Raw genomic sequence first — 16,540 nt, 5'->3', positions numbered from 1 at the left:
CACCGGCCGGACGGGTCGTCAACCGCCTCCCACCTGCGAAGATGTGCGGAAAACGTGAAAGGGCGGGGCCCGGTGGCCCCGCCCTTCCCGCGGTCAGTCGAGCTCGCGTCCCTCGTGGGCCGCCGCCTGCCGCTGGGCCTTGCGGACCGCGGCCCGCTCGGCGAGCGACAGCTCGGGCTCGTTGGTGTCGTAGTCCTCGCCGTAGGCGCCCTTCGCGGGGCGGCGCCGGCGCAGCGGCGGCTCGACGCCGTCGGCGAGCCGGCGGGCGGTGAGCAGGAAGCCGGTGTGGCCGATCATCCGGTGGTCCGGGCGGACCGCCAGGCCCTCCAGGTGCCAGGTGCGGACCATGGTCTCCCAGGCCTGCGGCTCGGTGAAGGTGCCGTGCTCGCGCAGCGCCTCGACGGTCCGCGACATCTGCGTGGTGGTGGCCACGTAGCAGCAGATCAGACCGCCGGGGACGAGCGCCTTGGACGCGACGTCCAGGCACTCCCAGGGGGCCAGCATGTCGAGGATGACGCGGTCCACGTCCGACTCCACCAGGTTGTCCTGGAGGTCGCCGACGGTGAGCTTCCACGCGGGGTGCGGGCCGCCGAAGTAGCGCTCGACGTTGCCCTTCGCGATCTCCGCGAAGTCCTCGCGGCGCTCGTACGAGGCGAGCATGCCGGTGTCGCCGACCGCGCGCAGCAGGTACGTGGAGAGCGCGCCGGAGCCGACGCCGGCCTCGACCACGCGGGCACCCGCGAAGATGTCGGCCATCGCCAGGATCTGACCCGCGTCCTTGGGGTAGATCACGGCGGCGCCGCGCGGCATGGACAGGACGTAGTCGGGGAGCAGGGGGCGCAGCGCGAGGTACGGGACGTTGCCCGTCGTGCGGACGACCGTGCCCTCGGGAGCGCCGATCAGCTCGTCGTGCGGGAACGCACCCTTGTGGGTGTGGAACTGGTTCCCGGCCTGGAGCGTGAACGTGTAGTGGCGGCCCTTGGGGTCGGTCAGCTGGACCTGGTCCCCGACCTGGAAGGGCCCGCGTCGGCGGGCGGCACCGGTCGGTTCGGACATGGGGGCAATCCTACGGGAGCCCGGAGGCTCCGCCGACCACATGATCGGTTCAGCGTCCGGTCAGGGCCGCGGTCAGCCGGCGCTCCAGGTCCGTCAGGGCGAGCACCCCGTACGCGCTGCCGTCCGGCCGGACCACCAGGTACTCGGTGGCGGGGGCGCGGCGCAGCGCGTCCAGGATCTGCTCGCCGGCCAGGTCCACCGGGATCCGCAGGCCCGGCTCCAGGTCGCGGGAGACCGCCGAGACCGCGACCCACGGGCGGCGGTGCTCCGGGACGGCGCTCACCGCCGCCTCCTTCACCACCGCGATCGCCGCCCCGCCGCTGTCCACCACCACGATCGCGCCGGCCTGCGCCTCGTGGGCCCGGCGCAGCGCCTCGCCGAGCGGGGTGTCCGCGGTCACGTCGATCGAGCGGCGGGCCAGCGCCCGGACGCTCAGCTCCGGCAGCACCTGCTTCAGCCGGGCGTTGCGCAGGCTGTTGCCGGCGCCGTTCCAGATGATGAAGGCCAGGATCGCCGCCAGCACGCCGTCCAGCAGGGCCTCGCCGGTGGTCTGGTCGACCCCCGACCGGGAGGCGCTGATCATCGGCAGGCCGATCAGCACCGCGACGGCCAGCGCCCGGCCGGCCCAGACCGCGGCGACCGTGCCGCGCATCGGACTGCCGGTGAGCTTCCAGACCGCGGCCCGCAGCAGCCGTCCGCCGTCCAGCGGCAGGCCCGGCAGCAGGTTGAACGCGGCGACCACCAGGTTGGAGACCATCAGGCCGGCCAGCAGCACCCCGGGCACCGACTCCAGCTCGACGGCGCGCATCGCCAGCCAGAAGCCGCCGCCGAGAACCAGCGACAGCAGCGGGCCGACGAAGGCCAGCCAGAACTCCCGCCCGGGGGTCTCGGCCTCCTTCTCGATCTCGGAGATGCCGCCGAGGAACTGCAGCTGGATCCGGCGCACGCCCAGCTTGTAGTGCAGGCCGACCAGGGTGTGGGCGAGCTCGTGGACCAGCACCGAGCCGTAGAAGGCGACCGCGAAGGAGAGGGCCACCAGGTAGCGGGTGTAGCCCAGCTCCGGCAGCACGTCGGCGAGCCGTCCGCCGAACAGCCAGGTGATCAGCCCGGCGACCACGAACCAGGAGGGCGTGACGTACACCGGCACGCCGAACGGCCGCCCCATCAGGATGCCGCCCCGCGGCTGCGGGCCGTCCGGTCTCTGGTCGCTCACGGTTGCCCCTTCGCTCCGACTCACCGTCGTACGCTACGTGATCTCTTGCAGGATTCTCCGCGCGCCCCTCTGTCCGTCCTATACCCGCTTCGGCCGCCCTATAGGGTCGGTGCCATGCACACCGACGCCGCCGACACCGCCCCCGTGCGGGCGGCCGCCGCGCCGACCGGGCTGTCCCCGTCGCGCGCGGGGGACTTCATGACCTGTCCGCTGCTGTACCGGCTGCGGGTGATCGACCGGCTGCCGGAGCCGCCGAGTGCGGCGGCGACCCGGGGCACCCTGGTGCACGCGGTGCTGGAGCGGCTGTTCGACCACCCGCCGGCCGAGCGGACCCCGGAGCGGGCCCTCGCGCTGCTGACCCCGCAGTGGGACCGGCTGCTGGCCGAGCGCCCGGAGCTGGCGGGGCTGTTCCCCCAGGACGACACGGAGGGCCTCGGCCGCTGGCTCGGGGACGCCGAGAAGCTGGTGGAGAAGTGGTTCCGGCTGGAGGACCCGACGCGTCTGCACCCGGTGGAGCGTGAACTGTACGTGGAGACGGCCCTGGAGTCGGGGCTGCTGCTGCGCGGGTACATCGACCGGGTGGACGTCGCGCCGACCGGCGAGGTCCGGCTGGTGGACTACAAGACCGGCCGGGCGCCCTCCCGGGACTTCGAGGGCAAGGCGATGTTCCAGATGAAGTTCTACGCCCTGGTGGTGTGGCGCTGGAAGGGGGTCGTGCCCAAGCGGCTGCAGCTGGTCTACCTCGGCGGCGGCGGTGACGTGGTCACCTACGACCCGGACGAGGCCGACCTGCTGTCGGTGGAGCGCAAGCTCCAGGCGCTGTGGCAGGCGATCTCGCAGGCGGTGGCGACCGGGGACTTCCCGGCGACCCGCAACCGGCTGTGCGACTGGTGCGACCACCGGGCCAGCTGCCCGGAGTTCGGCGGCACGCCGCCGCCGTACCCGCTCCCACTGGCGAGAAGGCCTGACGATCCCACGGGGGATCCTGTCGTGAGCAAGGAGTCGTAGGTGACGATCCGAGTGCTGCTGGTGGACGACCAGCCGCTGCTGCGCACCGGTTTCCGGATGATCCTGGAGGCCGAGTCCGACCTGGTGGTGGTGGGCGAGGCCGGGGACGGGCAGCAGGCGCTGGACCAGGTCCGCGCGCTGCAGCCGGACGTGGTGCTGATGGACATCCGGATGCCGCGGATGGACGGGGTGGAGGCGACCCGGCGGATCTCCGGCCCGGGCCGCGACGGCCCGGCGAAGGTGCTGGTGCTGACCACCTTCGACCTGGACGAGTACGTGGTGGAGGCGCTCCGGGCGGGGGCCAGCGGCTTCCTGCTCAAGGACGTGCCGGCCGAGGAGCTGGTGCAGGCGATCCGGGTGGTCGCGGACGGCGCGGCGATGCTCGCGCCCTCGGTGACCCGCCGGCTGCTGGACATGTACGCCACCAAACTGCCCTCGGGCGACGAGGCGCCGCCGCAGGCGCTGACGGTGCTGACCGAGCGCGAGGTGGAGGTGCTGCGGCTGGTCGCCAAGGGCCTGTCGAACGCGGAGATCGCGGGCGAGCTGTTCGTCAGCGAGACCACGGTGAAGACGCACGTCGGCCACGTGCTGACCAAGCTCCAGCTGCGCGACCGGGTGCAGGCGGCGGTGTACGCCTACGAGTCCGGGCTGGTGCGCCCCGGCACGCTGTAGCGCGGGAACGCGGAAGGGCCCGCCCGGTCTCCCGGGCGGGCCCTTCCGTGCGGGCGTCAGGCCTTCTTGCCGCGGCCGATCTCCCAGAAGCGGAACACGCCGGTGTTGTCGACGGTCGCGTCGACGCCGGTGATGTTGGTCTTGGAGACGTAGAACGCCTTGTTCTGGAACAGCGGCAGCAGCGGGACGGCGTCCGCCACGATGTTCTGGATCTGGCCGTAGGCGCCGCCGGCGGTGCGGTCGGTCAGCTTGATCGAGTCGGGCACCAGCTTGCCGGAGATCTTCGGGTCGTCCCAGCTGTTGTGGTACGCGCCGCCCTCGACCACCAGCGGGCTGATGTAGTCGTCCGGGTCGGCGTAGTCCGGGGTCCAACCGACGGTGTACGCCTGGTAGCTGCCGGCCTTCCACTCGGCCTGGTACTTCTTCCAGTCCGGCTGCTGCTCGACGGTGACCTGGAACAGGCCGCTGGCCTCCAGCTGCTTCTTCACCAGCTCCAGCTCGGCGGCGCCGACCCGGGCGCGCGACCAGGTCAGGTCGAGCTTGACCGGGGTGGTGACGTGCGCGTTGTTCAGGATCTTCTTCGCCTTGGCCGCGTCCGGCTCGCCGTACTTGTCGAAGAAGGCGGTGTTGTGGCCGGTGATGCCGGCCGGGACGACCGAGTACAGCGGCTGGACGGTGTTGGCGTAGACGTCGCGGGCCAGCGCCTTGCGGTCCAGCAGCTGGGCGGCGGCCTGGCGGACGGCCTGGTTGCCGGCGGTGGCGTCCTTGGTGTTGAAGACCAGGTAGCGGGTCTCGCCGGTCTCGCCCTCGGCGACCTTGAGGTCGCCCTTGCCGGTCAGCTGGTCGGCCTTGATCTGGGTGGCCGCGGTGGGCTCCAGGCTGTTGTCGGCGAGGTCGATCTCGCCGCCGTCCAGCGCGGCCTTCAGCGCGTCCGGCTTGTCGAAGTAGCGCAGCACGAACTTGCTGTTCTGCAGCTGGGCCTCGCCCTTGTACTCGCCGTTGGCGGAGAGCGTGACCTTGCTGGGCGCGTTGTTGGCCGTCTCGACCGAGTCGATCTTGTACGGCCCGGAGCCGATCAGCTTGCTGTTGTCGAGCAGCTTGTCGGCCGGGAAGACCTGGTGGTCGACGATGGCGCCGGCGGCGGAGGCCAGCTTCGCCGGGAGCACCGCGTCCGGGGCGCTGAGGTGGAAGAGCACCTCGGCGTCGCCCTTGGCCTCCACCGACTTGATGGTGGCGAGCAGCGAGGACGGGCCGGACGGGTCGTTGATCTTCTTCATCCGGTCGACCGAGTACGCCACGTCCGCGGCGGTCAGCGGGTGCCCGTTGGAGAACTTCAGGCCGCTGCGCAGGGTGCAGTGGTAGGTCATGGTGTCCGCGCCGGTGAACTCGCAGGACTGCGCGGCGTCCGGCTGCGGCACGGTCGCGCCGGCCGGGAAGCGCAGCAGCGACTGGAAGGTGTTGTTGAGCACCAGCCAGGAGCCCGCGTCGTAGGCACCGGCCGGGTCCAGCACGCTGGTCACGTTGGTGGTACCCATGGTGATCGCGCCACCGCCCGAGTCGCCGCCCCCGGCGACCTTCTCCACGGAGGCGCAACCAGCGGCAGTGGTGGCGACCAGCGCGGCGCAGCTGAGCACGGCCAGGCGGTTGGGCATAGTCATGCGGGGTGAGTTCCTTACGCGAGCGGCCGGCCTGAGCCGGTGCCCTCGAGTCCTCCGCCGGGGGTGTGGCGGCTGTCCGCGAGGGGGTTGGTACGACCGTGATCGGACGTAGCCTGCCACATGGACCGCGTACGAATATCGGGCAGTCGTACAACCGGTGAACCGTCGAGCGGTACCCCGTTCGGAGGAATCGACGAGTTGTCAGGCAATGCCCGATTTCTCCCTGACCGCCGACCACCGTCCGTTGTCACAGCAGCGCGGTGCGGCAGCGGTTTTCACCCGAAGAGAGACCAATCTCACACCGGACGTCAGACCCGGGCCGCGGTGAGGCTCCGCAGCAGCTCCAGGTCGACCTGCTCCAGCGAGGAGAGCACGGTGCGGCCCGGCCCGGGCTCGATCACGGCCACCGAGGGCACCGCGATCACCGGGCAGCCGGCCGCCTCGGCGGCCAGCACGCCGGTCGGGGCGTCCTCGACCACCACGCAGCGGGCCGGCTCGGCGCCGAACCGGGCGACCGCCGCCAGGTACGGGTCCGGGTGCGGCTTGGTCCGCGCGACCTCGTCACCGGCCACCGTGAAGGCGAAGTGGTGGGCGCCCAGGCTCTCCAGCACGATGTCGATGATGTGCCGGTGCGAGGCGGACACCAGGGCGGCCGGGACGCCGTGCGCGTTCAGCGTGTTCAGCAGCAGCTCGGCCCCGGGCATCAGCGGCACGCCGCCGGCCAGCAGGTCCACGAAGCGCTGGTTGATCAGCACGGTCAGCTCGGCCGGCGAGAGGCTCACGCCGGTCCTGGCCACCAGGTAGTCGATCACGCGGGTCATCGGCCCGCCCACCACCCGGGCCCGGTCGGCCTGGTCGAGCCGGTGGCCCAGCTCGGCGAAGAGCGACGCCTCGGCCTGCCACCAGAAGTCCTCGGTGTCGACCAGAGTGCCGTCCATGTCGAGCAGGACCGCCTGCAGTCCGCTGCCCTCGCCGCCGCCGAGGCGGGTGGTGGTCGAGACGGTCGTCATGGATGTGGTCCTTCCCCAGGGGATGGCACAGGCCGGCCCGCTGGTGAGCGGACCGGCCCGTTCAGGATCATCAAGCTTACGCCCGGTCGGCACGGATGTGTCGAACGCTGCGCAGCGTACGGATTACCGCGCGTTGAAGTACTTCGCCTCGGGGTGGTGGATGACGATCGCGTCGGTGGACTGCTCGGGGTGCAGCTGGAACTCCTCGGAGAGCACCACGCCGATCCGCTCGGGCTTCAGCAGCTCGGCGATCTTGGCGCGGTCCTCCAGCTCCGGGCAGGCGCCGTAGCCGAGCGAGAAGCGCGCGCCCCGGTACTTCAGGGCGAACATGTCGCGCACGTCCTGCGGGTCCTCGTCGCCGAAGCCCAGCTCGAAGCGGACCCGGGCGTGCCAGAACTCGGCCAGCGCCTCGGCCAGCTGCACCGACAGGCCGTGCAGCTCCAGGTAGTCGCGGTAGGAGTTGGCGGCGAACAGCTCGTTCGCGGCCTCGGAGATCCGGTTGCCCATGGTGACCACCTGCAGCGCCACCACGTCCCGCTCGCCCGACTCCTCCGGGCGGAAGAAGTCCGCCAGGCACAGCCGGCGGCCGCGCCGCTGGCGCGGGAAGGTGAAGCGGGTGCGCTCCGAGCCGTCCTCGTTGTAGACGATCAGGTCGTCGCCCTTGGAGTTGGCCGGGAAGTAGCCGTAGATGACGGCCGGCTCCAGCCAGCCCTCGGTCTGCAGCCGGTCCAGCCACATCCGCAGCCGCGGCCGGCCCTCGGTCTCCACCAGCTCCTCGTACGAGGGGCCGCCGGAGCGGGCCGCCTTCAGGCCCCACTGGCCCTTGAACAGCGCGTCCTCGTCCAGCCAGGACGCGTAGTCCTGGAACGGGACGCCCTTGACGATCCGGTCGCCCCAGAACGGCGGCGCGGGCAGGCGGTTGTCCACCGCGACGTCCGAGCGGATCTGCCCGAGGTTGACCTCCTCCGGCTCCTCCACCTCGACCCGCGCGTGCCGGCGCTGGCGCAGCTCCGGCAGGGCCGCCCCGGGCACCCCGCGCTTGACCGCGACCAGCGCGTCCATCAGCTTCAGGCCCTCGAAGGCGTCCCGGGCGTAGCGGACCTCGCCCTGGTAGATCGCGTGCAGGTCCTGCTCCACGTACGCGCGGGTCAGCGCCGCGCCGCCGAGGATCACCGGGAAGTCGGCGGCCAGGCCGCGCTGGTTCAGCTCCTCCAGGTTCTCCTTCATGATCACCGTGGACTTCACCAGCAGGCCGGACATGCCGATCACGTCCGCCCGGTGCTCCTGCGCGGCCTCCAGGATCGCCGAGACCGGCTGCTTGATGCCCAGGTTGACCACGTTGTAGCCGTTGTTGGACAGGATGATGTCGACCAGGTTCTTGCCGATGTCGTGGACGTCGCCCTTCACGGTGGCCAGCACGATGGTGCCCTTGCCGTCCGCGTCGGACTTCTCCATGTGCGGCTCCAGGTGGGCCACCGCGGCCTTCATCACCTCGGCGGACTGGAGCACGAAGGGCAGCTGCATCTGGCCGGAGCCGAACAGCTCGCCGACCACCTTCATGCCGCTCAGCAGCGTCTGGTTGATGATCTCCAGCGCCGGACGGGTGGTCAGCGCCTCGTCCAGGTCGGCCTCCAGGCCGTTGCGCTCACCGTCGATGATCCGCTGCTGCAGGCGCTCCTCCAGCGGCATCGCCGCCAGCTCCTCCGCCTTGGACGCCTTCACCGAGGCCGAGCTGACGCCCTCGAAGAGCTGGAGCAGCTTCTGCAGCGGGTCGTAGCCCTCGGTCCGGCGGTCGTAGACCAGGTCCAGGGCGACCTGGCGCTGCTCCTCGGGGATCCGGGCCATCGGCAGGATCTTCGCCGCGTGCACGATCGCCGAGTCGAGACCGGCCTCCACGCACTCGTTCAGGAAGACCGAGTTGATCACCACGCGGGCGGCCGGGGAGAGGCCGAAGGAGATGTTGGACAGGCCCAGCGTGGTCTGCACCGCCGGGTGACGGCGCTTCAGCTCGCGGATCGCCTCGATGGTCTCGATGCCGTCCCGGCGGGACTCCTCCTGGCCGGTGCCCAGGGTGAAGGCCAGGCAGTCGACCAGGATCGAGCCCTCGTCGACGCCGTACTCGCCGGTCAGCTGGTCGATCAGCCGCTCGGCGATCGCGACCTTCTTCTCCGCGGTGCGGGCCTGGCCCTCCTCGTCGATGGTCAGCGCGATCAGGCCGGCGCCGTGCTCCCGGGCCAGCGAGGCGATCCGGCCGAACCGGGTCTGGGGGCCGTCACCGTCCTCGTAGTTGACCGAGTTGAGCACCGCGCGGCCGCCGAGGTGCTCCAGGCCGGCCCGCAGCACCTCCGGCTCGGTGGAGTCCAGCACGATCGGCAGGGTCGAGGCGGTCGCCAGCCGGGCGGCGACCTCCTTCATGTCCGCGACGCCGTCGCGGCCGACGTAGTCCACGCACAGGTCCAGCAGGTGGGCGCCCTCGCGGATCTGCTCGCGGGCGATCTCCACGCAGGCCTGCCAGTCGCCCGCCAGCATCGACTCGCGGAACTTCTTCGAGCCGTTGGCGTTGGTCCGCTCGCCGATCGCCAGGTACGAGGTGTCCTGGCGGAACGGCACCGGCTGGTACAGCGAGGCGGCGGCCGGCTCGGGCTGCGGGTCGCGGACGGCGATCGGCCGGCCCTGCACCCGCTCGACCACCTGGCGCAGGTGCTCGGGGGTGGTGCCGCAGCAGCCGCCGACCAGCGACAGGCCGTACTCCCGGGTGAAGGCGTCGTGCGCGTCCGCCAGCTCCTCGGGGCTCAGCGGGTAGTGCGCGCCGTCCTTGGTCAGCACCGGCAGGCCCGCGTTCGGCATGCAGGACAGGCCGATCCGGGCGTTCTTCGCCAGGTAGCGCAGGTGCTCGCTCATCTCGGCCGGGCCGGTGGCGCAGTTCATGCCGATGAAGTCGATGCCCAGCGGCTCCAGCGCGGTCAGCGCCGCGCCGATCTCCGAGCCCAGCAGCATGGTGCCGGTGGTCTCCACCGTGACCTGGGCCAGGATCGGCAGGTCCAGGCCCGCCTCGGCCAGCGCGTCCTTGATGCCCAGCACCGAGGCCTTGACCTGCAGCAGGTCCTGGCTGGTCTCCACCAGCAGCGCGTCCGCGCCGCCGGCGATCAGGCCCGCCGCGTTCAGCCTGAAGCCCTCGCGCAGCACGTCGAAGGTGGTGTGGCCGAGGGTGGGGAGCTTGGTGCCCGGGCCCATCGAACCCAGCACCCAGCGCTGCCGGCCGTCCTCGGCGCCGAAGGCGTCCGCCGTCTCGCGGGCGATCCGCGCGCCCGCCTCGGACAGCTCGAAGATCCGCTCGGGGATGTCGTACTCCCCCAGCGCCGCGTGGTTGGCGCCGAAGGTGTTGGTCTCCACGCAGTCCACGCCGACCGCGAAGTACGCCTCGTGCACCGAGCGCACGATGTCCGGGCGGGTGACGTTCAGGATCTCGTTGCAGCCCTCGAGCTGCTGGAAGTCCTCCAGCGTCGGGTCCTGCGCCTGGAGCATCGTGCCCATCGCGCCGTCGGCGACGACGACACGGGTGGCGAGCGCCTCGCGCAGCGCGCTCGCGCGCTGCTGGGGGCTGCTGGATGCGGGGACGACGGTGGCCATGGGGCTGCTCCCTGGGTGCGACGGCTGTCGGCTATGCGCCCCTCCGGAATCCGGGACGCACGCGGTCAGGGTATCCGGACCGGTGCCTCCGTACGGAACCCATTCCGCATCGTGGGCGTCCTGGTTCCACGAGGGATGGGGGTTGATCATGGGATTTCTGGCTTCACCGCTCACCAGGTGGCGGTCCTGGACACGCGGACGGCGGATCGGCGTGTCGCTCGCGGCGGTGCTCGCACTGGTGCTGCTGCCGGTCGCCGGAGCCGCCGGCGCGCTGCGTCTGGAGTACGCCGGCGACCCGGCCACCGACGCGCGGACCCGCGGGCGCGACGCGATCTGGCTCGGCCACGCCTGGGTCGACGGCCGCAAGGGGGACGCGGAGCTCGCCGCGCTCGCCCAGCGGATGGCCGGCACCGGCATCCGCGACCTGTACGTGCACACCGGGCCGCTGGCGCACGACGGCTCGCTCGACCCGGCGCTCTACCCGAAGGCGAAGGACTTCCTCGACCGGGCGCACCGGGCGCTGCCCGGGGTGCGGGTGCAGTCCTGGCTCGGCGACGTGGTCCGGCCCGAGAAGGACGGGCTGGACCTGGACCGCGCGGACGTCCGGGACCGGGTGACCGCCTCGGCCCGGCAGGTGCTGGACGTCGGCTTCGACGGGGTCCACTTCGACATGGAGCCGGTCCGGCCGGACTCGGCCGGGTTCCTCGCGCTGCTGGACCGGGTGCACGAGGTGACCCGGGCGGCGGACCGGCCGTTCTCGGTGGCCGCCCCGCAGATCGACCCGCTGCCCGGCCTGCACGTCATCACCACCGGTCTCAGCGGCCACGGCAAGTGGTGGTCCCAGTCGTACTTCGCCGAGGTCGCCCGGCGGGTCGACCAGGTCGCGGTGATGTCCTACGACACGGCGATGCCGGTGGAGTCGCTGTACGGCGGGTACGTCGCCCAGCAGACGAAGCTGGCCCTGGAGGTCACCCCGCCGTCGGTGGACCTGCTGATGGGCCTGCCCGCGTACTGGGACGACACCTCCGCGCACCGCGGCGCGGCCGAGACCGTCCGCGCGGCGGTCCGCGGCGCCCGGCTCGGCCTCGGGAAGAACGGCCGGGCCAACTTCGGCCTCGCGCTGTACGTCGACTTCACCGCCACCCCGGACCACTGGACGGCCTACCGCGACGGCTGGTGCTGACCGCCGGCCGGGTGAGCCCCCGGGCGGGGCGTCCGGGCGGGCCGGCCCACCCGTGCTGAGCTGGGCCGGAGAGTTTCCGTGCCCCGCCGGGAGGCGTCGTGCTCCGTCCGTCCGTTCCCGCCCGCGTGCTGACGGCCGTCGTCGCGGGACTGCTGCTCGGTGCCGCCGCCGCACCCGCCCGGGCGGCGGGCCCGACCCGGGTCGGCATCGAGGACCCGGCGCAGTACGTGGACCCGATGATCGGGACGCGCGCCGACGCCCCGTACTACGGCAACGGCGGCGCCGCCGGGGACACCTTCCCCGGCGCGACCGCCCCGCTGGGCATGGTCCAGTGGAGCCCCGACACCGTGATGTACCAGAACGGCGGCGGCTACAACCACGACGACAACCGGATCACCGGCTTCAGCCTGACCCACATCTCGGGCGCGGGCTGCCTCGACTACGGCACCACCCCGTTCATGCCGGCCCTCGACGACCTGCCGGTGGACGTCGCGACCTTCTCCCACGCGAACGAGTCGGCCGGCGCCGGCACGTACCGGGTGACCCTCGACAACGGCGTCACCACCGAACTGACCGCAGGCCTGCGGACCGGCGTCGCGCGCTTCGGCTTCCCGGCCGGGCACACCGGCGCGCTGACGATCGACGCCGGCCGGGCGTTCAACAGCGCCGAGGGGTCGCTCACCATCGGCACCGACTCGGTGTCCGGCTGGACCGAGAGCGGCGGCTTCTGCGGTACCGGCAACCGGTACCGGATCCACTTCCACGCCGTGTTCGACCGGCCGCTGCGCACCGCGGGCATCCTCGGCCCGGCCGGGGTCGGGCCGAGCGTGCTCAGCGCCACCGGCGGGACGACGGTCGCCCCGCGCACCCCCGGGCACCCGGTCGCCGGGCTGCCCGCCCCGACCGCTCCGCGGCCGGCGGAGGGCGGCGACCGGGCACCGGCCTCGTCCGGGGCGAAGGCGCTGATCGGCTTCGACCTGGACGCCTCCCGGACCGTCACCGTCCGGGTCGGGCTGTCCTTCGTCGACGTCGGGGGGGCCCGCGCCAACCTGGCGGAACAGCCCGCCGGCACCGGCTTCGACCGGGCCGCGGACGCCGCCCGGCAGGCCTGGAACGCCTGGCTCGGCCGGATCGCGGTCGGCGGCGGCACCACCGCGCAGCGGCGGGTGTTCTACACCGCGCTGTACCACTCGCTGCTGCACCCGTCCGTCCTCAGCGACGCCGACGGGCGCTACCCGGGCTTCGACAGCCGGATCCGGCGGGCCAGGCCCGGCCACACCCAGTACGCCACCTTCTCCGGCTGGGACGTCTACCGCAGCCAGATCCAGCTGGTCGCCCTGCTCGCCCCGCAGGAGGCCTCGGACATCGGGCAGTCGATCGTCGACCAGGCGGCGAGCGGCGGCTGGTTCGACCGCTGGACGGTGGCGAACGGGCCGACCGGGGTGATGGTCGGCGACCCGCTGCCCGCGATGGCCGCCACCCTCGCCGCGTTCGGCGCCACCGACTTCGACCGGGCCGGGCTGCTCGCCCGGGCGGTCGCCGGGCGCGGCGACGACCGGCAGCGCCCGGGCCACGACCCGTACGACACCGTCGGGTTCGTCCCGGTGGGCACGCCGGGCGTGGGCGGCCCGGTGTCGACCGCGCTGGAGTACACCACCACCGACTTCGCGCTCGCCCAGCTCGCCGCCCGGCTCGGCGACGCGGACACGTACGACCTGCTCGCCCACCGGGCCACCGGCTGGCGCAACCTCTTCAACGGCAGCAGCCGCTACCTCCAGCCGCGCCGCGCGGACCACGACTGGCCGGACTTCCGCCCGGACCAGCTCGACGGGTTCGTGGAGAGCAGCGCCGCCCAGTACACCTGGATGGTGCCCTACAACCACCGCGGGCTGTACGACGCGATGGGCGGCGACGGCGCGGTCCTCGCCCGGCTGGACGAGTTCTTCCGGGAGCTCAACGCCGGGGACCGCTCGATCCACGCCTACCTCGGCAACGAGCCCTCGTTCAACACCCCGTGGGCGTACGTGTACGCGGGCCGCCCGGACCGCGCCCAGGACGTGGTCCGGCGGGCGTTCACCGAACTGTTCGCCGACACCCCGGGCGGCGTGCCCGGCAACGACGACCTCGGCGCGATGTCGTCCTGGGCGGTGTGGGCCGGCCTCGGCATGTATCCGCAGGCCCCCGGCCGGGCCGAACTGGTACTGGCCAGTCCGCTGTTCCCGGCGATCACCGTGCGCCGGGGCAACGGCGCCACCATCGACATCACGGCCCCGGGGGCGTCCACGGCCACCCGCTACGTCCGGGCGCTGTCGGTGGACGGGACGCCCAGCGGACGGCCGTGGCTGAGCGAGGAGCTCGTCCGCGGCGGCGGGACGCTGTCGTACACGCTGGCCGACACCCCCGACCCGGGCTGGGGCAGCGCGCCCGAGAACCGGCCGCCCTCCTTCGACGTCGGCCCCGCGCAACCCCGGACCGGCCCGGTGACCGGACCCGGCGCCAAGTGCCTGGACGTCGACCGCAGCCGGACCGCGAACGGCACCCCCGTCCAGCTGTGGGACTGCAACGGCACCGACGCCCAGCAGTGGACGCTCGCCCCCGACGGCACCCTGCGGGCCCTCGGCAAGTGCCTGGACGTGGCCGCCAGCGGCACCGCCGACGCGACACCGGTCCGGCTGTGGGACTGCAACGGCACCGGCGCCCAGCAGTGGTGGCCGCGGGACGGGGCGCTGCGCAGCACCCCGTCCCCGCACTGCCTGGACTCCCCGCTGAGCGCGACCGCCGCCGGCACCCGGCTGCAGATCTGGACCTGCAACGGCACCGACGCCCAGCGCTGGACCCTCTGAGGGCCGGCCCGCCCCGCCCTCAGACCGCGCGGTGCAGGGCGATCAGCAGCCGCCAGCTGTGCCCCGCCAGGTCGGCCGCGCTGCCGGGCAGGCGCCCGTGCAGCCAGTCGGCGAGCAGGGCGGTGAAGGTGGCGGCGACCGCGGCGGCGACCACGTCCGGGTGGGCGGCGCCGCGCAGTTCGCGTTCGCGGCGGCTGCGCTCCCCCAGCTGCTGGTGCATCAGCTCGCCCAGCGGTCCGCCGCCGCCGGGCGTGAGCAGCGAGCGGTAGAGCGCGGCCCGCTCCCCCGCGCCGGTCAGGAACTCGACCAGGGCGGGCGGCGGCACGGCCGGGTCGGGCAGGCCCCGCCAGGCGTGCAGGGCGTCCACCGCGTCCCGGACGACCTCGCCGCAGGCGTCGACGGCGAGCGCCCGCAGGTCCTCGTAGTGCAGGTAGAAGGTGGCCCGGCCGACGCCGGCCCGGCGGGCCAGCGCGGAGACGCTGACCCGGTCCAGCGGCTGCCGCTCGCACTCGGCGAGCAGCGCGGCCCGCAGCGCCGCCCTGGTCCGCTCGGCCCGGGGGTCGCCCGCCCCGCCGCTCACCCCGGCGCTCACCCGGCCGCCACCACCGCGGCCAGCGCCAGGGCCCCGGGCAGCGCCTGCACCAGCAGGATCCGGCGGTTGGCGGTGGCGGCACCGTACAGGCCGGCGACGATCACGCAGGACAGGAAGAAGATCTGCACCTGGCGCCCGGTGGGGTCGTCGGCGAGCAGGCCCCAGAGCAGGCCGGCGGCCAGGAAGCCGTTGTACAGGCCCTGGTTGGCGGCGAGCGCCGCCGTGGCCCGGGCCATCTCCGCGTCGAACCCGTGCAGGTCGTGGCCCGGCCTGCGCTCCCAGAGGAACATCTCCAGCACCAGGATGTAGCCGTGCAGCGCGGCCACCAGCCCCACCAGCACGTTCGCGACCACCAACACCTGAGACTCCCTCGCCCTGGACAACTGTCCAGCAATCATAGACAGGTGTCCAGGACGAGAGCGTCATCGCCGATTTGCGCGATACACGTCAGAGTTTGCAGGAACGGCGGTCGACGGCTCAGCCCCGCTCGCGGGCCGGCGCGGTCGACCCGCGCACCACCAACTCCGGCTCGAACAGCAGCTCGTCATGGGTCACCCGGACCCCGGCGATCTCGCCGACCAGCAGATCCACCACCGCCCGGCCCATCGCCTCGATCGGCTGCCGGACCGTGGTCAGCGGCGGGTCCGTGCACATCATGAACGAGGAGTCGTCGTACCCGACCACCGACACGTCGTCCGGCACCGCCAGGCCCGCCCGGCGCACCGCGCGCACCGCACCGAGCGCCAGCGGGTCGCTCGCGCACACCACGCCGGTCACCCCCTGGCGCAGCAGCCGGGTGGTCGCCGCCTGCCCGCCCTCCAGGCTGAACAGCGCCCGCTCCACGTGCTGGTCCGGCAGCTCCAGGCCGAGCCGCTGCATGGTCGCGCGGGCCGCCGCCAGCTTGCGCTGCGAGGGCACATGGTCCGCCGGGCCGAGCACCAGGCCGATCCTCGTGTGCCCCAACTGCCGCAGGTGGCCCACCGCCTGCTCCACCGCCACCGCGTCGTCGCAGGACACCCGGGGGAAGTCCAGGTCCTCGATCGCCGCGTTCAGCAGCACGGTCGGCAGGCTGCGCTCGGCCAGCCGCTGGTAGTGGTCGTGCGGCGCGTCGCCCTGCGCGTACAGGCCGCCGAAGAAGACCACGCCCGACACGTGCTGCTCCAGCAGCAGGTCCACGTAGTCGGCCTCGGAGACCCCGCCCGCGGTCTGGGTGCACAGCACCGGCGTGAAGCCCTGGCCGGCCAGCGCACCGCCGACCGCCTCGGCGAACGCCGGGAAGATCGGGTTGCTCAGCTCCGGCAGGACCAGGCCGACCAGCCGGGCGCGCTCGCCGCGCAGCTGGGTCGGGCGCTCGTAGCCGAGCACGTCCAGGGCGGTCAGCACGGCGGCCCTGGTCGACTCGGAGACGCCCGGCTTCTCGTTCAGCACACGGCTGACGGTTGCCTCGCTCACTCCGACCTTCTTGGCCACCTCGGCAAGTCGTCGTGTCATGGCGGCGAGTGTACTGCAAACTACGCAAGCCGCTTGCGTTCGGTTGCAAATCACTCGGTCGAACCGGCTCCGACCGGTAATCTTGCTGCCTCGCACCGGCCAGGCGCGGGCCGCTCCACGGGCGCATCAATGCCCGTAGGCTGGGCAGGTAGGGAGGCGTGGAGCGAGGGTTCCACGCGTGGTG

Annotated in this window: 12 protein-coding genes; 4 read left to right on the top strand and 8 right to left on the bottom strand. The window is 72.9% G+C overall.

What is annotated here, in order from left to right; translation table 11 throughout:
* Window positions 1–93: 93 nt before the first annotated feature.
* On the bottom strand, window positions 94–1,056 hold the full coding sequence (locus ACGFX4_RS27785; protein ID WP_393079772.1) for a tRNA (adenine-N1)-methyltransferase: 963 nt from the start codon (window positions 1,054–1,056) through the stop codon (window positions 94–96).
* Window positions 1,057–1,105: 49 nt separating this feature from the next.
* Entirely contained in the window at window positions 1,106–2,269 is a 1,164-nt protein-coding gene (locus tag ACGFX4_RS27780; protein ID WP_393079769.1) for a site-2 protease family protein, read from the bottom strand.
* 114 nt (window positions 2,270–2,383) lie between these two features.
* Here ACGFX4_RS27780 and ACGFX4_RS27775 point away from each other — a divergent pair, with 114 nt between their 5' ends.
* Both ACGFX4_RS27775 and ACGFX4_RS27770 read left to right on the top strand, forming a co-directional pair.
* A complete protein-coding gene (locus tag ACGFX4_RS27775) occupies window positions 2,384–3,277 on the top strand; it encodes a RecB family exonuclease (protein WP_393079766.1) in 894 nt (297 codons plus the stop codon).
* Window positions 3,278–3,949 (top strand): response regulator, encoded by a 672-nt coding sequence (locus tag ACGFX4_RS27770; protein ID WP_393079763.1) that lies wholly within the window; start codon window positions 3,278–3,280, stop codon window positions 3,947–3,949. It abuts the gene before it with no gap.
* 56 nt (window positions 3,950–4,005) lie between these two features.
* Here ACGFX4_RS27770 and ACGFX4_RS27765 read toward each other — a convergent pair whose 3' ends face one another.
* The 3 genes from ACGFX4_RS27765 to metH form a co-directional block, all read right to left on the bottom strand.
* Window positions 4,006–5,607, bottom strand: coding sequence for an ABC transporter substrate-binding protein (locus tag ACGFX4_RS27765; RefSeq protein ID WP_393079760.1), 1,602 nt, complete (start codon window positions 5,605–5,607; stop codon window positions 4,006–4,008).
* 308 nt (window positions 5,608–5,915) lie between these two features.
* On the bottom strand, window positions 5,916–6,617 hold the full coding sequence (locus ACGFX4_RS27760) for an HAD family hydrolase (protein ID WP_393079757.1): 702 nt from the start codon (window positions 6,615–6,617) through the stop codon (window positions 5,916–5,918).
* A 123-nt stretch (window positions 6,618–6,740) separates the two neighbouring features.
* Window positions 6,741–10,247, bottom strand: coding sequence for a methionine synthase (gene metH / locus ACGFX4_RS27755; protein WP_393079754.1), 3,507 nt, complete (start codon window positions 10,245–10,247; stop codon window positions 6,741–6,743).
* 148 nt (window positions 10,248–10,395) lie between these two features.
* On the opposite strand from metH, the gene ACGFX4_RS27750 reads away from it, so the two are divergent.
* Both ACGFX4_RS27750 and ACGFX4_RS27745 read left to right on the top strand, forming a co-directional pair.
* Window positions 10,396–11,430 (top strand): hypothetical protein, encoded by a 1,035-nt coding sequence (locus ACGFX4_RS27750; RefSeq protein ID WP_393079751.1) that lies wholly within the window; start codon window positions 10,396–10,398, stop codon window positions 11,428–11,430.
* A gap of 98 nt (window positions 11,431–11,528) precedes the next feature.
* A complete protein-coding gene (locus ACGFX4_RS27745) occupies window positions 11,529–14,273 on the top strand; it encodes a GH92 family glycosyl hydrolase (protein WP_393079749.1) in 2,745 nt (914 codons plus the stop codon).
* 19 nt (window positions 14,274–14,292) lie between these two features.
* Here the strand turns inward: ACGFX4_RS27745 and ACGFX4_RS27740 are convergent, their stop codons facing one another.
* The 3 genes from ACGFX4_RS27740 to ACGFX4_RS27730 form a co-directional block, all read right to left on the bottom strand.
* A complete protein-coding gene (locus ACGFX4_RS27740) occupies window positions 14,293–14,865 on the bottom strand; it encodes a TetR/AcrR family transcriptional regulator (RefSeq protein ID WP_393079746.1) in 573 nt (190 codons plus the stop codon).
* Window positions 14,862–15,263, bottom strand: a complete 402-nt coding sequence (locus ACGFX4_RS27735; protein ID WP_393079743.1) for a DUF1304 domain-containing protein — start codon at window positions 15,261–15,263, stop codon at window positions 14,862–14,864. Before ACGFX4_RS27735 ends, ACGFX4_RS27740 begins: the two co-directional genes overlap by 4 nt.
* A 79-nt stretch (window positions 15,264–15,342) precedes the next feature.
* Entirely contained in the window at window positions 15,343–16,356 is a 1,014-nt protein-coding gene (locus tag ACGFX4_RS27730) for a LacI family DNA-binding transcriptional regulator (RefSeq protein ID WP_393079740.1), read from the bottom strand.
* Between the last annotated feature and the right edge of the window lie 184 nt (window positions 16,357–16,540).

This window comes from Kitasatospora sp. NPDC048365 (assembly GCF_043200835.1).
Classification (GTDB): Bacteria; Actinomycetota; Actinomycetes; order Streptomycetales; family Streptomycetaceae; genus Kitasatospora; species Kitasatospora terrestris.
Note: the sequence above shows the minus strand (reverse complement) of the source record. Positions and strands in the feature narration are given on the sequence as shown.

Bases quoted from the DNA above. Each gene is read 5' to 3' on its own strand.
- ACGFX4_RS27785 (WP_393079772.1), bottom strand. From the start codon at position 1,056: ATGTCCGAACCGACCGGTGCCGCCCGCCGACGCGGGCCCTTCCAGGTC.
- ACGFX4_RS27775 (WP_393079766.1), top strand. From the start codon at position 2,384: ATGCACACCGACGCCGCCGACACCGCCCCCGTGCGGGCGGCCGCCGCG.
- ACGFX4_RS27765 (WP_393079760.1), bottom strand. From the start codon at position 5,607: ATGACTATGCCCAACCGCCTGGCCGTGCTCAGCTGCGCCGCGCTGGTC.
- ACGFX4_RS27760 (WP_393079757.1), bottom strand. From the start codon at position 6,617: ATGACGACCGTCTCGACCACCACCCGCCTCGGCGGCGGCGAGGGCAGC.
- metH (WP_393079754.1), bottom strand. From the start codon at position 10,247: ATGGCCACCGTCGTCCCCGCATCCAGCAGCCCCCAGCAGCGCGCGAGC.
- ACGFX4_RS27750 (WP_393079751.1), top strand. From the start codon at position 10,396: ATGGGATTTCTGGCTTCACCGCTCACCAGGTGGCGGTCCTGGACACGC.
- ACGFX4_RS27735 (WP_393079743.1), bottom strand. From the start codon at position 15,263: ATGATTGCTGGACAGTTGTCCAGGGCGAGGGAGTCTCAGGTGTTGGTG.
- ACGFX4_RS27730 (WP_393079740.1), bottom strand. From the start codon at position 16,356: ATGACACGACGACTTGCCGAGGTGGCCAAGAAGGTCGGAGTGAGCGAG.